This window comes from Bacteroidota bacterium (assembly GCA_016722565.1).
GTDB lineage: Bacteria > Bacteroidota > Bacteroidia > 2-12-FULL-35-15 > 2-12-FULL-35-15 > 2-12-FULL-35-15.
Map to the genome: position 1 here is coordinate 1168426 of JADKIU010000002.1, position 23401 is coordinate 1191826.

Consider the following 23401-nt stretch of genomic DNA (forward strand, 5'->3'; position numbering starts at 1 on the left):
AAATTATGAGCGTAAAGCAAAGAACATTAAAAACAGCCGTTACCATTTCAGGTGTCGGCTTACATACCGGCAAGCAAACCAACTTAACTTTTCGTCCGGCTCCCGAAAACCATGGTTATAAATTCCAACGTGTCGACTTACCCGGAAATCCAATTATCAATGCCGATGTAGACAATGTTGTGGACACCTCAAGAGGCACCACATTGGAACAAAACGGAGCACGCATTCATACAACAGAACATGTATTGGCAGCTTTGGTTGGATTAGAAATTGACAATGTATTGATGGAGATGGATGGACCTGAAATGCCAATTATGGATGGAAGTTCAATGCCATTTGTAAAAATATTAGAGAAGGTTGGTGCTGTTGATCAAGATGCAGATCGTATTTACTTCGAATTAACCGAAAATTTAACATACGAAGATCCGATTAAGAAAGTAGAAATGCTTGCAGTACCACAAGATGCATACCGAGCAACCGTAATGGTAGATTATAATTCCGAAGTACTGGGCACGCAACATGCATCTATGTATAACGTTGGTGAATTTAAAACAGAAATAGCACCTTGTAGAACGTTTGTATTTTTGCATGAGTTAGAAGCTTTGTTAGCACACGACTTAATCAAAGGAGGTGATTTGAACAATGCGATTGTATTGGTAGATAAAGAAGTTTCAAAAGAGCAAATCGCACGTCTTCAAAAAGTATTTCATCGCGAAGATGTTGAAATAAAAGGGAAAGGTGTTTTAAACAATACGACACTTCACTTTTTTAATGAGCCAGCCAGACATAAACTTTTAGATATTATTGGAGATTTGGCTTTGGTAGGTGTTCCTTTAAAAATGCACATCTTAGCAGCTCGTCCGGGTCATGCAGGCAATGTTGCCTTCGCCAAAAAAATCAAAGAATTAATAAAATCGAAAAAGAAAGAGAAGTATTTCGATTTAAACAAAAAGCCGCTTTACGACATCAACGATATTACCAAAATGCTTCCTCATCGCTACCCTTTCTTAATGATTGACAAAGTGATGGAAATGGACACTAACAGCATTGTTGGTGTAAAAAACGTTACCTTAAACGAGCCATTTTTTCAAGGACATTTCCCTGACAATCCAGTATTTCCAGGCGTAATGCAAATAGAAGCAATGGCACAAGTAGGTGGAATTTTTGCCTTATCACAAGTTCCGGATCCGGAGTATTACAGCACCTATTTTATGAAAATTGATGGTGTTAAGTTTAAACAAAAAGTGATTCCTGGCGATACCGTTGTTTTTAAACTTACATTGGAAAGCCCAATTAGAAGAGGTTTAGTGAACATGCTTGGCGTTGGCTATGTAAATGGAAAAGAAGTGTGCGAAGCAACAATGTTGGCACAAGTAATTAAAGATAAGCAACCAAAAGAAGCAACTGCGTCTGTATAAATATGAATCCACTCAACCACATTCACCCAAACGCAAAAATTGGAAAAAACGTAACCGTTTCTCCCTTTTCTTTTATTGATGACAATGTTGAAATTGGTGAAGGAACATGGATAGGGCCCAACGTTACAATTTTTTCAGGTGCTCGCATCGGTAAAAATTGCCGCATTTTCCCTGGAGCTGTTATCTCCGCCATTCCACAAGATTTAAAATTCAATGGTGAAGAAACGACTACTGAAATTGGTGATAACACAACCATTCGCGAATGTGTAACCATTAATAGAGGAACAACCGACAAAATGAAAACAGCAGTTGGTAGCAACTGTCTGTTAATGGCATATGTTCATGTTGCGCACGATTGCATTTTAGGAAACAACATTATTATTGCAAACAGTGTAAATCTTGCCGGACATGTGACCATCGAAGATTGGGTAATTTTAGAGGGCCTTGCTGCTGTTCAGCAATTTGTGAGAATTGGAGCACATGCCTTTATTACCGGTGGCTCTTTGGTGCGCAAAAATGTTCCCCCATTTACAAAAGCTGCACGTGAACCATTGCAATATGTAGGGATTAATTCTGTTGGCATGCGCAGACGAGGTTTTTCAAATGAAACTGTTTTAGCGGTTGAAGATATATACCGCACACTTTATGTAAAAGGACACAATGTAACGAATGCATTGGCTGTGATTGAGCAAGAAGCTCCAGCTTCAGCAGAAAAAGCTCAAATTATTTCTTTCATCAATGAATCAAAAGATGGAATCATGAGAGGGATTTCGTAAAACAGTTGGCAAAAGACAAAAAAGAAAGAAAAGAAAAAAATAAAACTTTACGTCTTAGCGCCCCTGCCAATCGTCAGGCAGGTTTGCGGCAAAAACACTATTCCTATCGTGATTCAAATCAATCTTAACAATATCGGCAAACGTTATAACTTCGAGTGGATTTTTCGAAAAATCAATTTCGAATTCACAGGTGAGAACAATTATGTCATTTTAGGGTCAAATGGTTCTGGGAAGTCAACCCTTTTACAAGTAATTGCCGGAAATTTAATGCATTCAGAAGGAGATTTGAAATTTCAGGTTTCAACTACGAATATTGAAATCGAACAGGCATACACCTATTTAAGTTATTGTGCACCCTACTTAGATCTTTTCGAAGAATTTACACTACGAGAATCTATCGCATTTCAGGAAAAATTCAAACCATTCCAACAAGGATTGGATGTAAAAAAAATAATTGAATTAACGGAGCTTGAAAAATCAAAAGACAAACAATTAAAATATTATTCATCCGGAATGAAACAGCGCGTTCGCTTGGCTTTGGCTGTTTTAGCAGACACCCCACTCCTTCTCTTGGATGAACCAACTTCTAATTTGGATAAAAAGGCCATCGACTGGTATCAGAAATTGGTAACCGATTATTCTAAAAACAGGTTGATTATTGTCGCTTCGAACCAACAGGAATATGAATATCCCTTCTGTAATAAACAATTGACTATTGAAGACTATAAATAGCCGGTAATGGATCTAAATGGATTTTTGCATATTCCCTCATAAACCTTATATTTGTGCCCCAAGGATTAATTGTAGAACAATCCTTTTAAACGTTAAACAAACAAACTTTCAACTTTAAACAATATTTTCAATGGCAAACTCAGGCGACATTAACGTAGGTACAGTAATCCGTTTTAACGGAGAACTTTGCAAAATCGAAGAATATCAACACCGCACACCGGGAAATTTGCGTGCATTCTACCAAGCGCGTATGCGTAACTTAAAAAACGGGAAAATTGTGGAGAATCGTTTCCGTGCAGGTGAAGCAGTTGAAGTTGTGCGTGTTGAATACAAAAACATGCAGTTCATTTATCCAGAAGGAGAATTTATTGTGGTAATGGATAACGATAACTACGAACAAATTCATATCCCAGCATTTCTATTAGGTGATTCAATAAAATTTTTAAAAGAAGGAATGGAAATTAAAGTTTCCTTTGAAGGAGATGAGCCGATTTTAGCCGAACCTCCTGTATTTGTGGAATTAGTAATTACCTATGCAGAACCAGGCGTAAAAGGCGATACTGCAACAAACACATTAAAACCGGCAACGATGGAAACTGGCGCAGTTGTTAACGTGCCATTATTTGTGAATGAAGGTGAAAAAATTAAAATTGACACTCGTACAAACTCCTATGTTGAACGTGTAAAATAATAATCTATTCTTATAATAATAAAAAGTCCCCACTACTCCATTGGGGACTTTTTTATTATATTTGAGAGATAGAATAAGTTTGAATTATTATGAAATTAGCATCCTCTTATACATTAAAAGACATCGCTGCCATCATCAATTGTGAATTTGATGGCAAAGCGGACCATCTCATCACCGGATTAAATGAAATTCACATGGTGGAGCCCGGAGATATCGTTTTTGTGGATCATCCAAAGTATTATGATAAAGCCTTATTATCAAAAGCAACAACAATTCTTATCAATAAAAAAGTAGCCTGTCCGCAAGGAAAAGCATTATTAATTTCAGAAGATCCATTTAGAGATTACAATAAACTTGTCCGCCATTTTCAACCACTTTCTTATTCCTTAAAACAAATAGGTGAAACAGCTAAAGTAGGCAAAACCAGCATCCTTATGCCGGGAGTATATCTTGGAAACAATGTTACGATTGGTGAACACTGTGTGATACATCCGAATGTGACCATTTATGATAATTGCCATATTGGGAACAATGTAATTATTCACGCGAATACGGTAATTGGTGCGGATGCTTTTTATTATAAAAAGAGGACAGACTATTTTGATAAAATGATTTCATGTGGAAGTGTTATTATTGAAAATGATGTTGAAATTGGTGCGCTTTGCACTATCGACAAAGGTGTTTCCGGGGATACTAAAATTGGTGCGGGTACAAAAATTGATAATCATGTACAAATAGCACACGATACACAAATTGGAAAAATGTGTTTAATCGCTGCCCATGTTGCTGTTGCGGGAGTAGTTATTATAGAAGATGGAGTTACCTTATGGGGGCAGGCAGGCGTTCGGAGTGACGTTAAATTAGGAAAAGGCTCTGTATTGTTGGCTCAATCAGGCTTAGGAGAGGATATTCCGGCAGGAAAAACGTACTTTGGATCACCAGCAGGGGAAGCGAGAGGGAAAATGAAAGAAGTTGCTGCATTAAAAATGCTCCCTGATTTAATAAAGAAGATTACTGAGAAATAGATTTACATCGTTCTTTATTCTTTTTTTGTCTAAATTTAACACCAACACTGCTTAATTACTATAAATTTGCTTTTGTAAAATCAGTTTATGTCAGCTAGTCCAACAAATAAAAATCAATCAAAAAGAGTTAAGGATATTAAACTTAACTCCTTGTTGGAAATTACCAAAGCGATTAACAACAATTTTTCTACCGAGCAGTTACTCGAAATTTTTGAAGAAGTTTTAGAGAAACAGTTAAACATAGGAAAGCTTGTGCTATTCAGTAACGAGCACGATAGCTGGAAGTGCATTCTAAAATATGGTGTAGGTGAAGAATATAATGACATCAATGTGGAGTGTGATTTATTATCCATAACGGAAATTGGCACCATTAATTTTTCTCAAAAAAGACTCAGCAAAGCATTTGAAATCGTTATTCCTGTTTTTCATAAATCCCACCCATTGGCTTATGTACTGATTGGAGATTTGGAAGACAAAGTGGAAGTGAGTCCGGCCATTAAACATTTACCATTCGTACAAACACTTACGAGTATTATTGTTGTAGCCATCGAGAATAAAAAATTAGCACGCGATACGATTCGTCAAGCCGCGATGCGTAAAGAGCTCGAACTGGCATCTGAAATGCAATCAATGCTTTTTCCAAGTTCATTGCCACGCGATAAAAACATTGATACAGCCGCATTTTATTTGCCGCACCAGCAAGTTGGAGGCGACTATTATGACTTCATGTGGTTAAATGAAAACGAATGCGCATTTTGTGTTGCAGACGTTTCAGGAAAAGGGGTGGCTGCTGCTTTATTGATGTCAAATTTTCAAGCAAATCTTCGTGTATTGTTTCAGCATACATCTTCCCTTACCGAATTGGTAAAAGAATTAAATGGGAAGGTAATGGCGAATGCAAAAGGTGAAAAATTTATTACTCTGTTTATTGCAAAGTACAACTTGGTTACGCGAACATTAACCTACGTAAATGCTGCGCACAACCCACCCTTGTTAGCATCCGGCAATTCTGTAAGCACACTCAAAATCGGATGTACCGGACTCGGGATGTTTGATGAAATTGATAAGATAAAAGAAGGGATTGTCAACATTTCTCCCGGAACTACCATTGTTTGTTATACCGATGGTTTAACAGAATTAGAAAACGATAAAGGAGAAGATTTCGGAATTGATTCACTAAAAGAATTAATCAAAAACAACCCGAAATTAAATATGATGGAATTAAATGTAAAAATTATGGAAACGGTAATGAATTATAAACAGAGCCGACCTTACATTGATGACATTGCCTTGTTTAGCATCAAGGTATTTTAATCCGCAATTTGTTCTTGTTTCGGCTTATTTTTGTGGTATAAGTCAATTGCAACAAGCGCTGCAACAAATCCCCAAAAAGGAACAGAAGCTTTATCTGTATCCAAAAAGTTATTTAAACCACCATGTACGATGTAGGTAATAAATCCGAGCAAGAGTACTAAAACCATTTTCTTTGTTTCATTCTCTTTCACAGTATAATACAATCTAAAACCTGTTGAAAGCACCACAATTACAATCCCAATAAATGTAAGTGCACCTAAAACACCCGACTCGCATAGAGGGCCGATATATTCACTGTGTGCGTTACCTTTATCACCCATATTGGTACTGATAATCGTTTTTTCGTGCGCATGCTGAAAAGGAGCGTATTCGAAACTATATGTACCCGGTCCCCATCCAAAAATAGGACGTTCCTTAAACATTCTAAAAGCTGCATTCCATCGATTTAGACGCTCCAAATTCGAAGCATCTGTAGAAATATTTGAAATCGACTCAATGTGTTCATTGAAGTCCTGAGAGGCATCTTGGCGATTCTTCTCCAACTTCATGATGATTTCTGTTTGATAATACAATGCAACTGCACAAAGTCCGACAAAGGCTATTAAAATGGTTCTAAATTTTATTCTCAATAACAATAAAATGTAGGCTACAAGTGCTACAACCAAACTTACCCATGCTGCTCGCGTGTATGAAAAAATCAACGCCACAATAAATAAAATCAAAAATAGGGAGGCAGCAAATTTCACGCTTCCACTGTATTTTTTATTCATTGTATAAAAAAACAACATCGGCAGGAACATCGCCAACATTGCACCATAAACAGTATGATCGTTATAAAAAGGCGACATAATGTAATTGGCAATTTGCTCATCAAAGTTGACCAATGCATGATTGTAAAGTGTATAAACAATAATAATTGAAAAGGAGAGAATGTATAGCCATGTAAAGACTTTAATGTTATTAAACTTCTTGAATAGTTGTGTTCCAATAAAATAAAAGGCAATCACAAACCACAAGCGTGCAATTAAAAATTTAAATGAAACAACTGGAAGGTCACTGGTGATAGAAGTAATAAATATCCAAACCAAATTAATCAGAATGGCTATTGTAATTGGATGCTTCATTAAGCTCGCTTCTAAGGAATTGCTATACAATTGCTTAAAAATAAAAACCATCATAATTCCAAAGATGATTGGTTCTGTAGGCAAGCTGAGTCCAAAACCTCCATCAATATTCTGAAGATTAATGGCAAGAGGGGTTAGAAAAACAACAATTAGTATTAATTTATCCAAAGAAAAAAGAGCCAACAAGAGCACCAAAATGGCTGCCGGCAATAGATTGAAGTAATAAAATTCAAAATAAGTGCATATCGCATTTACAAGTATAAAAGCTATACTTAAGGCATACACCCATTTTATATTTTTCTGTTCTAACAATGAATTTGAATTAATTTTTTCTATTCTCTAAAATGACAAATAATATAAAAAGGAATAGGTTAGCGGAAGCGACTGAAGCCAAAACAATCAACCAACGAATCGGATATGCTTTGGTAAATGAAGGCGCAGGTTTAGTAACCACATTTGCATAAGTCAGTTCTTTATTAATATCCTTCAATACTTCATCGTATTCCAATTTTGTTTTACTGTAGCTCTCCAACAAAACCTTCATTGTTTTTTGTAATTGAAAATACTCCCCACCTTTTTCCTCCAGATTACGCATCATCGTATCAATCTCTTTTAGATTTTTCCCTCCGGCCGCAACTGCTTTTAAATAACTTTTGGTTACTTCTTTCACTTGCATATCATAATCGAATAACTGGTATTTTACTCTCAATTCGTGCAACCGCTCATCAATAGAGTCTAAATTTTTCTTTTTCAACTCCAACTGATTCTTAATAATTACTTCAACTTCTTTTGATTTTTCACGTTGTAATTCGCGTGCTTTTAGATTCATTGAATGAATAATTTCTTCAACCATTGCAGATGCTCGCAAAGGGTCTTCATCAAGAACAGAAATTTCAACAGATTCAAATTGCGTTCGTCCTACTTCTACACGAGAATCGTACATATCAATCATGTAGGTAGTTGCAGCCTTGTCTGTAGAATCAATTTTATAATACGCATACAAATTGAATTTTTTCACTACCGCATTTCGTATATCCGCAGAACCAAAAAGTTGCAGCAACTGCTCAGAAGCACTTTCTTCACTATAGGGAGTAATATTGGCAGGATACATAATCGCATACGATTTATATCTCGGTTTCATAAATAAAGGGCTTGAAAATAGTGCCGCTATACCAATGGTTACAAGAGTAACCACAATAAAGTGAAGCTTTTTCTTCTTTATTATTTTTAGCAGGTCATAAGTAGTTTCAGTGTATTCTGACATTATACCTTTTTTTAGTAATCCAATCTCTTTTGTCGACTGAATAACATTCGACTTAACAATTTTAATTTTTTCAATCAGCGGATTTCCTGTTTTTTTAACACTAATCTCCTCTTCAATTAAAACAGGTTTCCGTATTCACTCAGCAACAGGCCCCTCCTTCACTTCATTTCTAATCTGTCGGATATTCTCCAACAATAAAATAGCAATAATTGCAGCTAATAAAGTAGCAAAAGTAGAAACCACTACAATCACCCATCTAACCGGATAGGATTTTTTTTCAGCAGGAAATGCAGTACTCACAACAAATTTTTGAGGCAACACTTCTGTTGCATCCACTTTTACTTCCTCATATTTTGTTTTAAGCAAGTTCAATTGCTTGCGTTGCATGTATAAGTTTTCTCTCAATGAGACATAAGCACCACCATACAATCCAATGATTTTTAATTTCTCTTCCAACAATTTTACGGCACGTTGATCACCTTTTGCTAAGGCAATTGCATATTGCTCACTGGTTACTTCTGACTGAGATTCATAATCATAAATTCCGTAGCTATTCAATATTTTCATTGAATCAATTCCATTTTTTACATCTTGCACCTTTTGAAAATACTCTTGTTCCACAATTTTCAACGATCGCATAGCACGGTCCTTTTGAATTCTAATTTTCGTTGAATCATGTAACGCAGCGATATCATTTGCAATTACAGATGCCAATTCAGGGTCATTATCCATCACTTCAATTTTAACGGACATATATTCTGTACGTTTAAACGTAATGTTGCTTTGAAATTCATCATATAATTTAGTACGCTTCAACTTATCTGTTGAATCAATACCATAATGTGCCATTAGATTGTATTTTTCGCAAACTCGGGTACGAATTTCGTCTGAATTAAGAATTTGAAGCATTTGTTCTGCTTCCTCCTCTTCACCAAACTGCAAAACGTCTTCTTGCTTCACATTGTTTTCTGTTAAAAGTGCCTTGGATATAGAGTTCGTAGTGGCAGGAAACAAAATTACAGTGGATTTATATTTTTCCTTAATTGTTAATGCTACTATGCAAGAAATAATAAACGCAGCAATTCCAACAAGAATAAGTGGTTTACGCCATTTATATATAAAATACAAAACATTAAATGAATTAAAATCGGATGCTGCTTGAACCTTCTTGTCCATCATAACTGAGTAAATTTTAATATGGGACAACAAAATTAGAAAAAAATGGCAATCTGCCCAATTTTATAAGGTTTATCCGTACTTAAGCAGTCGAAACATCGACTTTATGCTAATAATTCCGGTAATAAATGCCCATAAACCGCACGCAACAACCATTATAGCAAAATTAATCATCCAATCAAAATGGAGCATTTTTGAGCCATAATTGATTGCAATTACACCAACAATGAATGTAATGAAGATATTTATCAATCGATAATTGACCTTAAATTTGAAAATCCGCTGTGCAATGGCAACCTGTATAATCGCTGTTATGAACTGTGTAAACATGCTTGAAATAGCTGACCCAAAGGCCTCATACTGTTGAATCAAGATATAATTTAGAATGATATTGAGAATCATTCCAGAAGCTGCCATATAATTCAACTGTCGCATGTTCCCATTCGCAGTCAGCAAGGTTCCGAAAATATAGGTTGTTGACACAGCTACAAAACTTAACATTAATAAGCTAAATATTTTTGCCGACTGCTGTAAATGCAATGCATACACTTCAGCTGTTTCATTTACATGTTGCGGGTATAATTGGCCGATAAGCTCAGTGTTATAAAAAAAACAGCCCACTCCAATAACAATTGCCGGAGCAAGCAATAAGGTGCTAATCAGCTTAATTAAAGATTCTACGGACTCTTTATGCTTCAACATACGAGAAAAAACTGGCAAGAGAACACCAGCCACTAAAAAGGCAATCATTTTGGTTGCATCTAAAATCCGAAAACCCTGCGCATAAATACCCGATTGTATATCGCCATCCGGCAACATACGCTCAATCATCACAGAGTCGATACGATTATAGAATGACATTAACAATGTTAAAATGGCAAACGGAAAACTCTTTTTCAAGATCATTAACGAAAAGGGCCAATTCCAGCTTAACTTAAAAGAATGTGTTTTCTTTACAATGATTAAAAATGTAATTACAACTGTAAGAAGCAACGAACAGGTTTGTGTATACACAAAATACATAATTCCATTTTCGGAATAGAGAATACCCGAATTGAGCAATACAATCCCGGCAACAATCATTATTGAACGATCCATTACAGATATCATTCCATCCGTTTTAAACAAATGAAGAGCCGCCAAATTGGAACGCAAATAATTAATAAAGAATACCAAAAACATATTAAAACCTTGAATTAACAAGAGTTTCATTAATCGAGTATCATAACCAATCACCAAACCAATAACCACAACAATAATGATGTAAATGACAGCTAAAATTAACTTGAGAGTAAATAGGCTGGAAAAATGTTTGGTGAATAAATGGCTATTCTGAGCGATGTTTTTATTATTGAAATTTGTTATCCCAAAATCCAAAATAATGGTGAGTAAAAAGGAAAAATTGAAGATGGCAAAATAAATTCCGTATGCAGCAGTGCCAACCTGTTCCTGAACAGCTTTCTCAATCCCAAATATATAGATGGGCTTGATCAACAAATTCAAAAACAAGATTAACCCTAAATTGGTCAGAAACTTTTTTTGCATTCTATAAATTTAGTTAGTTAAGCGTCTACTACTTTGTTAAAAAAATGAAATTTTGTGTTTTGTGTTTGGTTGCATCAAATTCAACAGCTTTATTATCAACAACAACAACCGCCTTGTAATTCAACGAACGAAACAATTCAAAACACTTTTCTCTGTTTTCATTTTCCCACAATTCAGCATATACTACCGGCTTGTTTTTAGCAATTAGCTGTTTGGCGCCATCCAATACAAAAAATTCAAAATTTTCAACATCTATTTTTATTCCGCTAATACGCTTACCAGAATTGGTAATCTCAATCATATTGTCTAACATTCTCAAGGGAACTTTAAAGCGCTCACCGACATTATTGTCTGGTATGGATTCATGCACAACATGACTTAATCCCTGCATGCGAACATTCGAGATTACCGGCATCACCATTTCCACTTCACCTTCGCTATTCCCAAGCGCAATTTCAAATAATTTTACATTATCCAATTTAAAATACTTCACAATCCGCTTAAATGCAATGATATTATTCGGCATTGGCTCAAAGCTGTATACGGTCACTCCTTTGATGGTGCGAGCCAAATGAACTGTCATTATACCAATATTAGCACCAATATCTAATACCGCGGTATTCTCCGGGAGTAAATGCAAAAAGGCAAAGAAATCCTTCTCATTTTTATCTTTTCTCAGGGTAAGAATTTTGTACAATGAGAAAATGAAAAGATAGTTCTTAAATCCCAACAGTTTGTGTAAGATATATTTGACCGTGTTTTTCATTCGGGCTGTAAAAGTATGATTTTTTATGTAATTTCGTTGCGAAACAGTAGTTTTATAATAAGTGACGCTAAGGAGAATTTGACCAGAAAGCGAATGAACTGCAAGGTTTTTACATAAAGAAAAACCGCTCTCAGAGATATGGAAATAGTAGTAAATACGCGATTACTAATACAAAATAAGTTAGAAGGTATAGGATGGTTCACATATGAAACCCTCAGACGTATCACAGCGAAACATCCTGAACACCACTTCGTTTTTCTATTTGACCGTGATTTTGATGAGGATTTTATATTTTCAGATAATGTTACGCCACTTATTTTGTCTCCGCAAGCACGTCATCCGATTCTTTTCTATTGGTGGTTCGAGTTTTCTGTCGCCAATTTTTTAAACCGATTTAAACCCGACCTTTTTCTTTCTCCGGATGGATATTTATCGCTCAAAGCCAATTGTAAACAATTAGCCGTTATTCACGATATCAATTTCGAACATCATCCAAAAGATGTTTCATGGATGGTTCGCAAGTATTACACACACTTTTTTCCAAAATTTGCTAAAAAGGCAACCCGAATTGCAACCGTTTCCGAATTTTCAAAAAAAGACATTGTTGATTGCTATAAAACTAACCCATCTTTGATAGATGTTGTTTACAATGGCTGCAACCAAGCATACATACCAATCAGCCACGATTTGAAAATCAAAACAAAACAAACCTTTTCGAGTGGATGCGACTATTTTTTATTTGTTGGAGCATTACAGCCAAGAAAGAATATTTCCAGGCTATTTGAAGCATTCGACTCCTTTAAAGCAAGCGAAAAGAATGATGTAAAATTGGTTATTGTAGGAGAAAAGTATCGCTGGACAAAGGAGATAAAAGAGACCTACCTCAGCATGAAATTCAAAGAGGACGTCATTTTTACCGGTCGCTTAAATACAAATGACCTACATCATTTTATTGCGTCAGCTTTAGCGATGACCTATATCCCCTATTTCGAGGGTTTTGGCATTCCTATTTTAGAAGCAATGAATTGTGATACACCTGTTATCACAAGTAACATTACATCCATGCCGGAAGTTGCAGGTGATGCAGCTCTATTGGTAGATCCATTCTCGGTTGATTCAATCAGCAAAGCAATGATATACATGTATAAAGATGCAGATATGCGTCAATCATTAATCGAAAAAGGCAGAAAACGCAAGCTTGATTTCAGCTGGGACAAAACAGCTGATGCCTTATGGAGCTCCATTGAAAAAACGTTAAATGCTTAAAAAATATTTCGATAAAAACCTGATTGAAGCAGGATGTGATGAAGCCGGTAGAGGCTGCTTGGCTGGACCGGTTCATGCGGCAGCTGTTATTCTTCCCAAAAACTTTAAAAATAAATTACTGGACGATTCAAAAAAGTTAACAGACAAACAACGAAAAGAATTACGTCCAATCATTGAGGCAGAAGCGATTGCCTGGGCAGTGGGAATTGTAAGTGTTGAAGAAATTGACGAAATCAATATTTTAAACGCTTCTTTCCTCGCAATGCACCGAGCACTCGATCAACTAAAAACCACACCTCAAAGTTTATTAATTGATGGTAACCGATTTAAAAAATACAAAGAGATCCCTCATACCTGCATTATACAAGGTGATGGAAAATACTTAAGCATTGCCGCTGCTTCTATTCTAGCTAAAACATACAGGGATGACCTTATGGATGAACTCCACGAAAAGTTTCCTCAATACGATTGGCTGCACAACAGAGCGTATGCTACAGCAAGTCATCGCAAAGCTATTGAACGATTTGGAATTACCGAACATCACCGCAAAAGCTTCAAACAACTCCCCGACCAATTAAAAATAGAATTTTAATGTGCATTTTATTGTTAGTAAAAACATCAATAAACGCGTATTGAACCAATCAGTTTACATTAATTTTACGATGTAAATGCAAAGAAAAATAATATTCGGAATTGTTGTTACTATACTGCTCATTGGTGGCATGTATTGGTTTTTCCATACCAAAGAAGCACGAGTCCCTATTAGCGAAAGCATCAATGCAATTCCAACGGATGCAGCTATCATTTTTGAAAGCAAACAATCGAAAAACACCTGGAAAAAACTCTCGCAAACGAATATTATGTGGGAAGAACTTATAGTGACAGAAAGTGTTTCCCAAATAAATCAACAAGGTGTTTATATAGATTCCATTTTAGAAGCCACGCCTGAAATTGCCGCCCACCTTGATAACCATTCTATTTTTATTTCTGCCCATAGTAATGGAAACAACAGCTTTGATTTACTTTACACGATTAGCTTACCCAATCTAACATACAAAAGCGCGGTGGAGGAATTCTTTTTTGAAAACATATACAATTCAAAAAAAACAAAAACAGAACAGGAATTTGAAGGAGAAACGATTCATACCATTTCAACAGCAACCAGCCATTTTTCTTTTTCGATCTCAGAAGGAATTGTCATTATTTCCTTAAATCAAAAACTAATACAAAACTCCATTCACCAATTAAAATCAGGCATTTCGTTAAACAACAACAAACAGTTCAAAAAAATAATTTCTACAGCGGGTAAAAATGTGGATGCGAATGTTTACATCAACTACCAAAATTTCTCTTCCTTATCCGCCCCACTTCTTCTGTTAAAAACGAGCAAAACAATTCCGGCTCTTACCAACTTTGCAGATTGCTCTAGCTGGGACATTTCAATTAAACCAAATGCATTGATGTTATCCGGATTCACAGCAGCAAGTGATTCAGGCAAGAGTTTTTTAAGTTTATTTAGTAATCAAAAACCACAAGAGATGGAGGTGATAAAAATTATTCCTTCCTCCTCAAATACTTTTTTGTTTTTAGGAATGAGCAGTGTGAAAACATTTCAAGAAGATTATAAAAAACAATTAACCGTAAAAAAAGAAATAAACACATACACAGGATTTATCAAAAAAATAAATTCTGAACTAAATACAGATATCGAAAACAGTATGCTCCAATGGATGGACAATGAAATGGCACTTGTTTTAAATACTGATTCTGAAAAAAACTCCGAATGCAGCGCTTATGCGATAATCCGATCAAACAACATTGAAGAAGCATTAAATACACTGAATGAACTAAGTTCTGCTTCAAAAGCAAACGAATCAACGAATGATACTGTTTCTTACAAAGGCTACTTCATCAATCATTTAAACATCAACAATTTACTACCCAATTTATTGGGTTCACAATTTCAGAAAATTAAACACAATTACTTCACTGCAATCGAAAACTACATCCTTTTCGCTAACACTTCGAATGAAATTCAATCCTATATCGATGCTATCGAAAGCAGAAAAACATTCGCAAATGATAAAAATTACAAAGCTTTTTCAGAAAACATCTCTGCGGAGTCCAATGTTTATTTATATAATTCCATCGCTAGATCCAATACTCTTTATAGCAATTTTGTAAACGAAGAATTAGCAAACACCTTGAATGCAAAAGAAGAATTGATTAAAAAATTTGAAGCCATCGGCATTCAATTTTCTTCCAACAACAAATTATTTTACAGCAATATCTTTTTAAAATACAATCCCGAACAAAAACAACAAGCCGGCACAATCTGGGAAGCAAAGCTAGATACAACAATAAGCAGTAGACCTTATCTTTTAATAAATCACAAAACGAAAGGAAAAGAAGTTTTTGTTCAAGATGATGCCAATAAAATTTATTTAATAAGCAATACAGGAAAAATTATCTGGACAAAAAAGATAAACGAAAAAATAATGAGTGATGTGATGCAAGTAGATGTGCTTAAAAACAATAAACTTCAATTGATTTTTAATACTCGCTCATACATCTATATGTTCGACAGGAATGGAAATGACATGGAAGGCTTTCCAATAAAACTGAGATCCCCTGCTACCAACGCAATTTCAGTAATCGATTATGAAAAAAATCGCGATTATCGAATTTTTATTGCAACCGAAAACAAACGCATTGTTTGTTATAAAGCAAATGGAGAACAATTAACTGCTTTTGCATTTGACAAAACAGCAGATCAAGTATTTACGCCCATACAATATTTTATGGCAAACAATAAAGATCATTTAATTGCAATTGATAAATCAGGGAAAATTTACATCCTGGATCGAAAAGGAGGCATTCGCGTAAATTTAATAGAACAAATGGAGGAAGGGATACGAAACTATTTTGTGGAAGGAGGGAAAGATTATTCAAAATCATACATTATTGCTGCTGACACACTCGGAAACATGATAAAAATCAGTTTAACAAATCAGAAAGAACGCATTAAACTGCAGGATTTTGAAACCTCACCCTACTTCGACTACAAAGATATTAACAATGATAAAACGAAAGAATACATCCTTCTGACTCGATCGGAATTAAAAGTTTTTGGCCAGGACAAAGCGCTCTTATTCAAATATGAGTTTGAAAATAAAATTTCACAAACCCCTCTATTCTTCTTATTCCCTGATAATCAGGGCAAAATTGGTGTCACTTCGGAAGATTCAAGCGAACTCTATTTATTCAATAACAATGGTGCCTTATTTGAGGGATTTCCAATCAATGGAAAAACGTCCTTTACCATTGGCGACCTCAATAATGAGGGTCATTACAACTTAATAACAGGAAGCTCTGAAAATTCAATTTTTGTCTACCAATTGAAGTAATTTTTATATCTTTATTCGGTAAAATTACACCCAACCGTATGAAAAAAATTATTCTCTCAATTGCTTGCTCTATGGCAATCGCCATTAATGCTAATTCTCAAGACTTTTTAGGCTATATGAACAGTAACTACTCAGGAGTTACTGGAACAGATATTAACCCCGCAAATGTGGTTGATAGCAGATACAAAGTAGATATCAGTTTAGCTGGTGTGAGTGTTTCAGCTTACAATAACTATGTCGGATTGAAAAGAAGTGCGTTAAAACATTCAGGAAAACTTTTTGATTTTAGCGACACCAATTATCAAGCATTTGCTGATACAGCTTTTAGAGACAACTATTTAACCACGAGAGATAACAATATTAACAAGTCGTTCTACTTTTCGAACCAAATTTACGGCCCCTCCTTTTTGGTAAGCATCAATGCAAAAAATGCCTTTGCTGTTAAAACCAAAATGCGCACATTAGTAAATATTGATGGACTAGAGCCTGAATTAGCAAAGCTTGCCTATAGCGAACTCCAAGATTCAGCATTGTGGTTACAAAACCATAGCAACCAAGATTTTAGTGCACAAACAATGACGTGGGTCGAATATGCACTGTGTTACGGACATGTTTTCAAAGATGATGGAGCACATGCTTTTAAAGCTGGTATCACTTTAAAATACATTCAAGGTATTCAGTCTGCTTACATGAACATTAAAGACTTGGATTATAATTTCACAAACGACACCACACTTTCGCTTTTTCATTCAGATGTAAATTATGGTCACTCCTCTACTTATGAAGGCGACAAAATTGAACCCGGATTCAAAAACACGGCCCAATTTTCATGGGGACTAGATTTAGGAGTTGTGTATGAATTTCGCCCTGATTACGAAAAATTCAAATACGACATGGATGGAGAAACCGGTTTATGGAGAAGAGATCAAAACAAATACAAATTAAGAATTGGTCTTTCTGCATTGGATATTGGATATGCAAAATTCAAAAAAGGAACTTACTCTAAAAACTTTACAGCTGATATCAACTTGTGGAACCTTCACGAATTTGATAGTGTAGAATCTTTCGATGATTTTGATAGTTTGTTAAATGCAAATTATCCAATGGACAAAGGAGATAAATACTATCGAATGAATCTTCCTACTGCGTTTGCATTACAAGTGGATTATCATATATACAAAGATTTTTATGCAAACTTCACAACTTATTGGTCACCTCGTTTCAAAAAAGATGCTGAAAAAGTACATGACCTTACTACATTCAGCATCACTCCGCGTTGGGATCATAAATGGTTTGGAGCATTTCTTCCATTTTCATACGATTTAACAGGAAACTTCAAAGCCGGTGTTGCCTTGCGATTAGGACCACTTGTTGTTGGAACAAACAGTTTAGGACCATGGGTTTCTCGTGGAAATATCTATGGTGCAGATGTGTATGCGATGCTTAAGATTCCTATCATGTACCGCAAACCAAGAGATAAAGACAAAGATAAGGTATCTGATAAAAAAGATAAGTGTAAAGAAGTACCAGGAACATGGGAATTTCTTGGTTGCCCTGATCGTGATGGCGATCACATTCAAGATAAAGACGATGCTTGTCCGGATGAACCGGGTACTCCTGAGTTCCAAGGTTGCCCAGATAAAGATGGAGATAAGATTATCGATAAACAAGATGCTTGTCCGGATGAAGCAGGTATCCCTGAATTTAATGGTTGCCCGGATAAAGACGGTGATAAGATTATGGACAAAGAGGATGATTGTCCGGAAGAAGCCGGCTTGTCTCAATTCAAAGGTTGCCCGGATAGAGATGCCGATGGTATTATGGACAAAACAGATGAGTGTCCGGATAAACCAGGTCCTGCTTCAAACAATGGATGTCCTGAAGTGAAATTGATTTTAATTGATTCACAAGGAAATTCATTACGTACTGCAGTTCAAGCAAAAGATGGCAGCTTCAGCTATGACGAGCTTCCTGCTGATGAATTGGTGTTATTTAACTTAGAAGGTGAAAACACGGAAGTATACACTGAAGTGAAAGTTGTTGTGGGTGGAATTGCTAAAAAAGCAATTAGAGACAAGAAAAAAGACAACTACTTCCGTTTTATTGTATTGAAAGCACAAGACAATAAATTAAAACCGGAAGACAACAAAGATGTTGCTATAAAGTTGAATAAAGAAGAAGAAGAAGTATTGAAGAAAGCATTTGATAACTTGGAATTTGCTACTGCAAAAGACATTATCAAACCGGAATCACTTGCTTCGTTGGATGAGTTAGCAGCGTTAATGGCGAAAAAGCCAACCTGGAGATTGAAAATCTCTGGACATACAGATAGCCAAGGTGATAAAGCGAAAAACTTAAAATTGTCTGAAAAACGTGCAAAAGCAGTTCAAAATTATTTAATAAGCAAAGGAATTGCTGCAGACAGATTTAAAGCTGAATGGTTCGGTTCTAAAAAACCAATTGCGGATAATAAAACAGAAGCCGGACGTCAGAAAAACAGACGTGTAGAAATGTTAATTATCGAATAACAATAAATAATACTAAAAAAAATGAAAAAAATAATTCTATCTCTGCTTGTTGTAGCAAGTGGAACGTTCGCAAAAGCACAAGATGCAAAATCAGCATTATCTGCAACTGAAATTGTTTGGTTTGGATTAGATTTTACCAAAGCAAAATTTGTTGGTGGCTTTGACCAAGTTGGAGGAGCTGGAGTTGCAACCGGTTCTGATATGAAAACAAAATGGATTCCGGGATGGAATGCGCTTATCTTAAATGAGCCACAACATTTTGATTTCAAAAAATCATTCAGAAAAGACAATATCGTTTATGATTTAAAATCAATGAATGAGTTGAATTCCAAAATTGATGTGGATGCTTGTATGGTTTACAACGAAGGAAAAATTGAAAGAACAGAAATTGATGGAATGGTAAAAAAATACAAAGCTGAAGTAAAAAAAGATGGTATTGGATTATCCTTCATCATTGAAAATTTCAATAAAGGAACTCAGATGGCCGATATATATGTTACGTTTTTCGATATTGCATCGAAGAAAATTTTAATTTGCGAGAAAGTAAGCGGAAAAGCGATGGGAATTGGAATGCGAAACTACTGGGCTGGAGCAATCAAAGCAATTTTAAAACAAATTGATGCATCCGAGTATAAAAACTGGAAAAGCAAATATTAGAATTTTATCTTTATTCAAACGAGTCCCGCTCCGAAAAATCGGGCGGGACTTTATTTTTAAAACATGAAAAAAACACTCATCGCATTCACCTGGATTCTTTTTCTTTCCGCTTGTAATGTAAGTACAACATCAGAAAACAAAAGCACAGTTGGTCTCGACAGCATTAAAATGGGTAGAGAGACAAAAGCAGAGGTAAAACACTTTCAAGGTTTGTATCGTTCGCACCAATCCAATTTTTTGGATTGTGAAAGCGGACAATTATATGTTCTAAAAAACACCAGTGTAATTGATTCAATCTACAACCTCATTTTGCCGAATGCCTATACAGATGAAGCAATTTACATGGAGATGAATGCATCTCTTGACCCGGATGATCCGAATGCAATTCTTTTTACTGATGGAATAAAAGCAGAGCAAAAAAATTACAAAAACACATGTATTCAATCGGACTATTGGTGTACCGGCTTTGAACCATTTTGGATTGTTCAAATTTCGAAAGGAGAAGATTTGATTGACTTTTACGACCCCATGGAACAAAAAACAACGCACTTTGTTTATACCCTACCCGAAATTAAAAATGGTGTAACCACATACAAGTCTACTGATGGTGAAAACAACATAACAGTTATCATTAAAAAAGAAAAATGCAACGGAGCGATTGATAAACAATACGACTTTTCAGTACAAGTTCAATTAAATGATAAAAAATATAACGGCTGTGGCTTACAAACTCATGTGGTGAAAGCAACAGAAGCAATTCAATAATAAAAAGGAAGTTTACAAATATGAAGTTACACGTAATAAATACAGGAAATTTTAAATTAGATGGCGGTGCCATGTTTGGCGTTGTACCCAAAACACTTTGGAACAAAACAAATCCCGCTGACGAAAACAATCTCTGCAATTGGGCAATGCGATGTTTATTAATTGAAGATGGAAATCGCTTGATATTAATCGACAATGGAATTGGTAACAAACAAGATGCAAAATTTTACAGTCATTATTTTTTAAATGGAACTGACACGCTCGACAACTCTCTAAAATTAGCAGGATTCAGCTCAGACGATGTAACCGATATGTTTTTAACGCATTTGCATTTTGACCATTGCGGTGGCAGCATCAAAAACAACCAAGATAAAACCGGCTTTGAAACTGCATTTAAAAATGCAACTTATTGGAGCAATGCAGAACACTGGGAATGGGCTACAAAGCCAAATCCAAGAGAAAAAGCGAGTTTTCTAAAGGAAAACATTCTTCCGATTCAGGAAAGCGGACAATTGAAGTTTATTGATGGAGAAAACAGCAAACAACTGGGAGAAAACATTTCTCTGACATACATGCGCGGACATACCGATGCGATGATGATTCCACAAATTAAGTACAAAGGAAAAACAGTTGCATTTATGGCGGACTTATTGCCATCAACCGGGCATATTCCATTGCCCTATGTGATGGGATATGACACACGTCCATTACTTACACTCACAGAAAAAGAGCAATTTTTAAAGCATGCAGCAGAAGAAGAATTTATTTTGTTTTTGGAACACGATTCTGTGAATCAATGCTGTACAGTGCAAAACACCGAAAAAGGTGTACGTTTAAAAGAAACGTTTTCGTTTGATGAATACTTTGGGAAATAAGATTTATCCTTAAAAATGCGAACAGGTAGAACAAACAATTATATAATTAAATGTCCGTGGTGTAAATCACAGTTTACCAACACGATTTTGTCGAATTGCGACAATTGCGGTGGAAGCTTAGAATACCAAAGAGATACCAATCAACTCGGACCAAAACCACCACTTGCTCCACGCGTTTTACCTAAAAAATTTATTAAACGGGTAAAGTATACCAACAATGTAATGACCATTCTTGGTATTGTTTTTACAATTCCATTCTTTTGGTCCATTATATTTCCAATCATCGGAATCTTCCTTTGGAAAAAAGGAATAAAAGATGCTAAAAAAGAGCTTCTGCCTTTAGAACAAGGAGCAATAGCTATTGGAGAAATTACAGATATTCGACAGGATTTTTCAGTCAAAATAAACAACAAATCACCCTATATTATCGAATTTGTTTTTGAAGCTGGCGGTCAAAAGCATGTTGGAGATGTAGGAAATATATTTGACAGAGCGAGTACGATGAAAGAAATTGGTGATCAACTTTGGATTGTTTATATGCCAGAAGACCCTTCATTAAGTAGCATTTGGCCTCCAATAAGTTAAATGATGCTTTATACAAAAGAAGCAACGTCAATAATCCGACATTGCTTCTTCCGCTTTCTAAACAAAACAATTCTATCAGAATACAATTTTCATTTCTTTCTGCAACATCCCATCTGCATTTACACGTGCATAATAGGTTCCTTGGGGAAGGTCTTTTATCCTAAAGGTATAATAATGCTTGTATTGCCCTCTATCACTTTGTAAATTTTCAAAAATGAGTTGAACAACCTCTCCGCGCTCATTATAAATAGCCATTGTTGAATGACATGCTATTGGCAACGAATAATCAAAAACGCCTTCAATACTTACTGCTCTTCCCATTGCGCTTCCATCATTCCCGCTTTGATACTTTACATCATAAGGAGGAATTGTTTTGCCTGTAAGTTTTGAAACAAAGGTTCTCAAATTGTTTTTCACTTCTTTATCTCCATCATCAATACTTCCTATTGAATTATCATCCGAAACCACCCAAACCGCTTGCTGAGCTGAATAATTCGAATAATATTTATTTTTATCAATAAACATTGCCAACTTAATTAAACTGCTATCCGCTAACTTTCCAATAAGATAGTCGTGTTTAACGGTAGGTGCATTATTATGTGCCTGGCAACACATTCCGAAAATATTTATGGATTTTGTTTGATTTGCGTTAACAAAAAATTCTTGCTCTTTTGTAACAAGAATATCCTGTTCCTTTTGCTCTTTCGAGTCTAGTCGCCTACCTGCTTCTACTCTTAAGTCCAATTTTTGAGAAGTCAAATTTTGAATTTTCATTTCAATAACTTCTCCGGTATAACCGCCCTTGCTTTTTATAAACAACTTCACAAAGCCTTTTTTGGCAGCTTCTTCAACCGACAAAACAGCATTTGCAAACACCGGAATATCTGTTAAACTAAATGTAATCAACAAAAAACTAATCGGGTGAAACGATTTCATTTGGACCTCCTTTTTTAAGAACTTTATTCTTATAACGGAGAAACGAAATGAAGATACAGGAGTAAAGAAAAATATTTTTGAGGTAACATTAAAATGAATTTTCTTTGTTCTACTCAACCTTGCAACTCACTTGTCACATATCGAATCGAGGGGTGTTAACCATATCAAAATAGATTCCAAATAGTTTCTTCAAAGCCAATAAAAACGCCATTCTCGCGCACTTCAATAGGATAGGGTTGTACAAAATCGCCAAGGCCACTTTTAGCTCTCCCTGTTTTTAAATCAAAATGATATCGATGCATCGGACAAACAACGGTTCCTTGGTCGGTGCAAAAACCGTTTCCTAAAGAAGCTCCATTGTGCGGACATTTATCATTCACCGCAAAAAAACCTTCTGCCGTATGGGCGATGCAAATCTTTTTTTTTCCAACCTGCATTGTGGTTACCTTCCCTAAAGCAATTCGAGTGCTTGCTGCAGTTACAGAATCGAATAACTTAATCCAATTGATTTGTTTTTTGAATAACATGTGAATCCGGCCAACCCTATGAAG

The 23401-nt window shown here is 35.5% G+C and carries 21 protein-coding genes; 14 read left to right on the forward strand and 7 right to left on the reverse strand.

Annotated features, from left to right (window positions below; translation table 11 throughout):
- The first annotated feature begins 5 nt into the window (after nt 1–5).
- The 6 genes from IPP64_10680 to IPP64_10705 all read left to right on the forward strand — a co-directional run bounded on the left by IPP64_10680 (nt 6) and on the right by IPP64_10705 (nt 5956).
- Nucleotides 6–1418 (forward strand): bifunctional UDP-3-O-[3-hydroxymyristoyl] N-acetylglucosamine deacetylase/3-hydroxyacyl-ACP dehydratase, encoded by a 1413-nt coding sequence (locus IPP64_10680; GenBank protein MBL0329855.1) that lies wholly within the window; start codon nt 6–8, stop codon nt 1416–1418.
- Nucleotides 1419–1420: 2 nt separating this feature from the next.
- Entirely contained in the window at nt 1421–2194 is a 774-nt protein-coding gene (gene lpxA, locus IPP64_10685; GenBank protein ID MBL0329856.1) for an acyl-ACP--UDP-N-acetylglucosamine O-acyltransferase, read from the forward strand.
- Nucleotides 2195–2305: 111 nt separating this feature from the next.
- Complete coding sequence (locus tag IPP64_10690; protein MBL0329857.1) at nt 2306–2926, forward strand: ATP-binding cassette domain-containing protein; 621 nt, start codon at nt 2306–2308, stop codon at nt 2924–2926.
- Nucleotides 2927–3056: 130 nt separating this feature from the next.
- The gene (efp, locus tag IPP64_10695; GenBank protein MBL0329858.1) at nt 3057–3617 is read left to right on the forward strand and encodes an elongation factor P; all 561 of its coding nucleotides are present in this window, start codon (nt 3057–3059) and stop codon (nt 3615–3617) included.
- An 89-nt stretch (nt 3618–3706) separates the two neighbouring features.
- Complete coding sequence (locus tag IPP64_10700) at nt 3707–4642, forward strand: UDP-3-O-(3-hydroxymyristoyl)glucosamine N-acyltransferase (GenBank protein MBL0329859.1); 936 nt, start codon at nt 3707–3709, stop codon at nt 4640–4642.
- An 87-nt stretch (nt 4643–4729) separates the two neighbouring features.
- On the forward strand, nt 4730–5956 hold the full coding sequence (locus IPP64_10705) for a PP2C family protein-serine/threonine phosphatase (protein MBL0329860.1): 1227 nt from the start codon (nt 4730–4732) through the stop codon (nt 5954–5956).
- On the opposite strand, the gene IPP64_10710 is transcribed toward IPP64_10705, so the two are convergent.
- From IPP64_10710 to IPP64_10730, 5 genes are all read right to left on the reverse strand, one after another.
- A complete protein-coding gene (locus IPP64_10710) occupies nt 5953–7392 on the reverse strand; it encodes an O-antigen ligase family protein (protein ID MBL0329861.1) in 1440 nt (479 codons plus the stop codon). The two genes, IPP64_10705 and IPP64_10710, sit on opposite strands and share 4 nt — an antisense overlap.
- Nucleotides 7393–7402: 10 nt before the next feature.
- The gene (locus IPP64_10715; protein MBL0329862.1) at nt 7403–8344 is read right to left on the reverse strand and encodes a hypothetical protein; all 942 of its coding nucleotides are present in this window, start codon (nt 8342–8344) and stop codon (nt 7403–7405) included.
- A gap of 135 nt (nt 8345–8479) precedes the next feature.
- Nucleotides 8480–9523 carry a hypothetical protein gene (locus IPP64_10720; GenBank protein ID MBL0329863.1) on the reverse strand — a complete coding sequence of 348 codons (1044 nt, stop codon included), beginning with the start codon at nt 9521–9523 and terminating at the stop codon, nt 8480–8482.
- Nucleotides 9524–9592: 69 nt separating this feature from the next.
- Nucleotides 9593–11065 carry an oligosaccharide flippase family protein gene (locus tag IPP64_10725; protein MBL0329864.1) on the reverse strand — a complete coding sequence of 491 codons (1473 nt, stop codon included), beginning with the start codon at nt 11063–11065 and terminating at the stop codon, nt 9593–9595.
- Nucleotides 11066–11093: 28 nt separating this feature from the next.
- On the reverse strand, nt 11094–11648 hold the full coding sequence (locus IPP64_10730) for an FkbM family methyltransferase (protein ID MBL0329865.1): 555 nt from the start codon (nt 11646–11648) through the stop codon (nt 11094–11096).
- A gap of 321 nt (nt 11649–11969) precedes the next feature.
- Here IPP64_10730 and IPP64_10735 point away from each other — a divergent pair, with 321 nt between their 5' ends.
- From IPP64_10735 to IPP64_10770, 8 genes are all read left to right on the forward strand, one after another.
- Nucleotides 11970–13097, forward strand: coding sequence for a glycosyltransferase family 4 protein (locus IPP64_10735; GenBank protein ID MBL0329866.1), 1128 nt, complete (start codon nt 11970–11972; stop codon nt 13095–13097).
- Nucleotides 13090–13689, forward strand: a complete 600-nt coding sequence (locus tag IPP64_10740; GenBank protein ID MBL0329867.1) for a ribonuclease HII — start codon at nt 13090–13092, stop codon at nt 13687–13689. The genes IPP64_10735 and IPP64_10740 overlap by 8 nt, the downstream gene beginning before the upstream one ends.
- A 76-nt stretch (nt 13690–13765) precedes the next feature.
- Nucleotides 13766–16504 carry a DUF3352 domain-containing protein gene (locus IPP64_10745; GenBank protein MBL0329868.1) on the forward strand — a complete coding sequence of 913 codons (2739 nt, stop codon included), beginning with the start codon at nt 13766–13768 and terminating at the stop codon, nt 16502–16504.
- Between the two features lie 38 nt (nt 16505–16542).
- Nucleotides 16543–19032 carry an OmpA family protein gene (locus IPP64_10750; protein ID MBL0329869.1) on the forward strand — a complete coding sequence of 830 codons (2490 nt, stop codon included), beginning with the start codon at nt 16543–16545 and terminating at the stop codon, nt 19030–19032.
- 21 nt (nt 19033–19053) lie between these two features.
- Nucleotides 19054–19689, forward strand: coding sequence for a hypothetical protein (locus tag IPP64_10755; GenBank protein MBL0329870.1), 636 nt, complete (start codon nt 19054–19056; stop codon nt 19687–19689).
- A 63-nt stretch (nt 19690–19752) separates the two neighbouring features.
- Nucleotides 19753–20454 carry a hypothetical protein gene (locus IPP64_10760; GenBank protein ID MBL0329871.1) on the forward strand — a complete coding sequence of 234 codons (702 nt, stop codon included), beginning with the start codon at nt 19753–19755 and terminating at the stop codon, nt 20452–20454.
- A 20-nt stretch (nt 20455–20474) separates the two neighbouring features.
- On the forward strand, nt 20475–21329 hold the full coding sequence (locus tag IPP64_10765) for an MBL fold metallo-hydrolase (protein ID MBL0329872.1): 855 nt from the start codon (nt 20475–20477) through the stop codon (nt 21327–21329).
- Nucleotides 21330–21344: 15 nt separating this feature from the next.
- Nucleotides 21345–21914 carry a hypothetical protein gene (locus IPP64_10770; GenBank protein ID MBL0329873.1) on the forward strand — a complete coding sequence of 190 codons (570 nt, stop codon included), beginning with the start codon at nt 21345–21347 and terminating at the stop codon, nt 21912–21914.
- A gap of 75 nt (nt 21915–21989) precedes the next feature.
- Here the strand turns inward: IPP64_10770 and IPP64_10775 are convergent, their stop codons facing one another.
- The gene (locus tag IPP64_10775; GenBank protein MBL0329874.1) at nt 21990–22850 is read right to left on the reverse strand and encodes a hypothetical protein; all 861 of its coding nucleotides are present in this window, start codon (nt 22848–22850) and stop codon (nt 21990–21992) included.
- 164 nt (nt 22851–23014) lie between these two features.
- Complete coding sequence (locus IPP64_10780) at nt 23015–23377, reverse strand: Rieske 2Fe-2S domain-containing protein (GenBank protein ID MBL0329875.1); 363 nt, start codon at nt 23375–23377, stop codon at nt 23015–23017.
- Nucleotides 23378–23401: the final 24 nt, after the last annotated feature.

What these genes read in the sequence shown, in the direction of transcription:
- efp (MBL0329858.1), top strand. Translation starts at nt 3,057, where the DNA reads ATGGCAAACTCAGGCGACATTAACGTAGGTACAGTAATCCGTTTTAAC.
- IPP64_10775 (MBL0329874.1), bottom strand. Translation starts at nt 22,850, where the DNA reads ATGAAATCGTTTCACCCGATTAGTTTTTTGTTGATTACATTTAGTTTA.
- IPP64_10755 (MBL0329870.1), top strand. Translation starts at nt 19,054, where the DNA reads ATGAAAAAAATAATTCTATCTCTGCTTGTTGTAGCAAGTGGAACGTTC.
- IPP64_10740 (MBL0329867.1), top strand. Translation starts at nt 13,090, where the DNA reads ATGCTTAAAAAATATTTCGATAAAAACCTGATTGAAGCAGGATGTGAT.
- IPP64_10715 (MBL0329862.1), bottom strand. Translation starts at nt 8,344, where the DNA reads ATGTCAGAATACACTGAAACTACTTATGACCTGCTAAAAATAATAAAG.
- IPP64_10765 (MBL0329872.1), top strand. Translation starts at nt 20,475, where the DNA reads ATGAAGTTACACGTAATAAATACAGGAAATTTTAAATTAGATGGCGGT.
- IPP64_10725 (MBL0329864.1), bottom strand. Translation starts at nt 11,065, where the DNA reads ATGCAAAAAAAGTTTCTGACCAATTTAGGGTTAATCTTGTTTTTGAAT.
- IPP64_10760 (MBL0329871.1), top strand. Translation starts at nt 19,753, where the DNA reads ATGAAAAAAACACTCATCGCATTCACCTGGATTCTTTTTCTTTCCGCT.
- IPP64_10720 (MBL0329863.1), bottom strand. Translation starts at nt 9,523, where the DNA reads ATGATGGACAAGAAGGTTCAAGCAGCATCCGATTTTAATTCATTTAAT.
- IPP64_10750 (MBL0329869.1), top strand. Translation starts at nt 16,543, where the DNA reads ATGAAAAAAATTATTCTCTCAATTGCTTGCTCTATGGCAATCGCCATT.
- IPP64_10780 (MBL0329875.1), bottom strand. Translation starts at nt 23,377, where the DNA reads ATGTTATTCAAAAAACAAATCAATTGGATTAAGTTATTCGATTCTGTA.
- IPP64_10680 (MBL0329855.1), top strand. Translation starts at nt 6, where the DNA reads ATGAGCGTAAAGCAAAGAACATTAAAAACAGCCGTTACCATTTCAGGT.
- IPP64_10705 (MBL0329860.1), top strand. Translation starts at nt 4,730, where the DNA reads ATGTCAGCTAGTCCAACAAATAAAAATCAATCAAAAAGAGTTAAGGAT.
- IPP64_10735 (MBL0329866.1), top strand. Translation starts at nt 11,970, where the DNA reads ATGGAAATAGTAGTAAATACGCGATTACTAATACAAAATAAGTTAGAA.
- IPP64_10700 (MBL0329859.1), top strand. Translation starts at nt 3,707, where the DNA reads ATGAAATTAGCATCCTCTTATACATTAAAAGACATCGCTGCCATCATC.
- IPP64_10745 (MBL0329868.1), top strand. Translation starts at nt 13,766, where the DNA reads ATGCAAAGAAAAATAATATTCGGAATTGTTGTTACTATACTGCTCATT.
- IPP64_10730 (MBL0329865.1), bottom strand. Translation starts at nt 11,648, where the DNA reads ATGACAGTTCATTTGGCTCGCACCATCAAAGGAGTGACCGTATACAGC.
- lpxA (MBL0329856.1), top strand. Translation starts at nt 1,421, where the DNA reads ATGAATCCACTCAACCACATTCACCCAAACGCAAAAATTGGAAAAAAC.
- IPP64_10770 (MBL0329873.1), top strand. Translation starts at nt 21,345, where the DNA reads ATGCGAACAGGTAGAACAAACAATTATATAATTAAATGTCCGTGGTGT.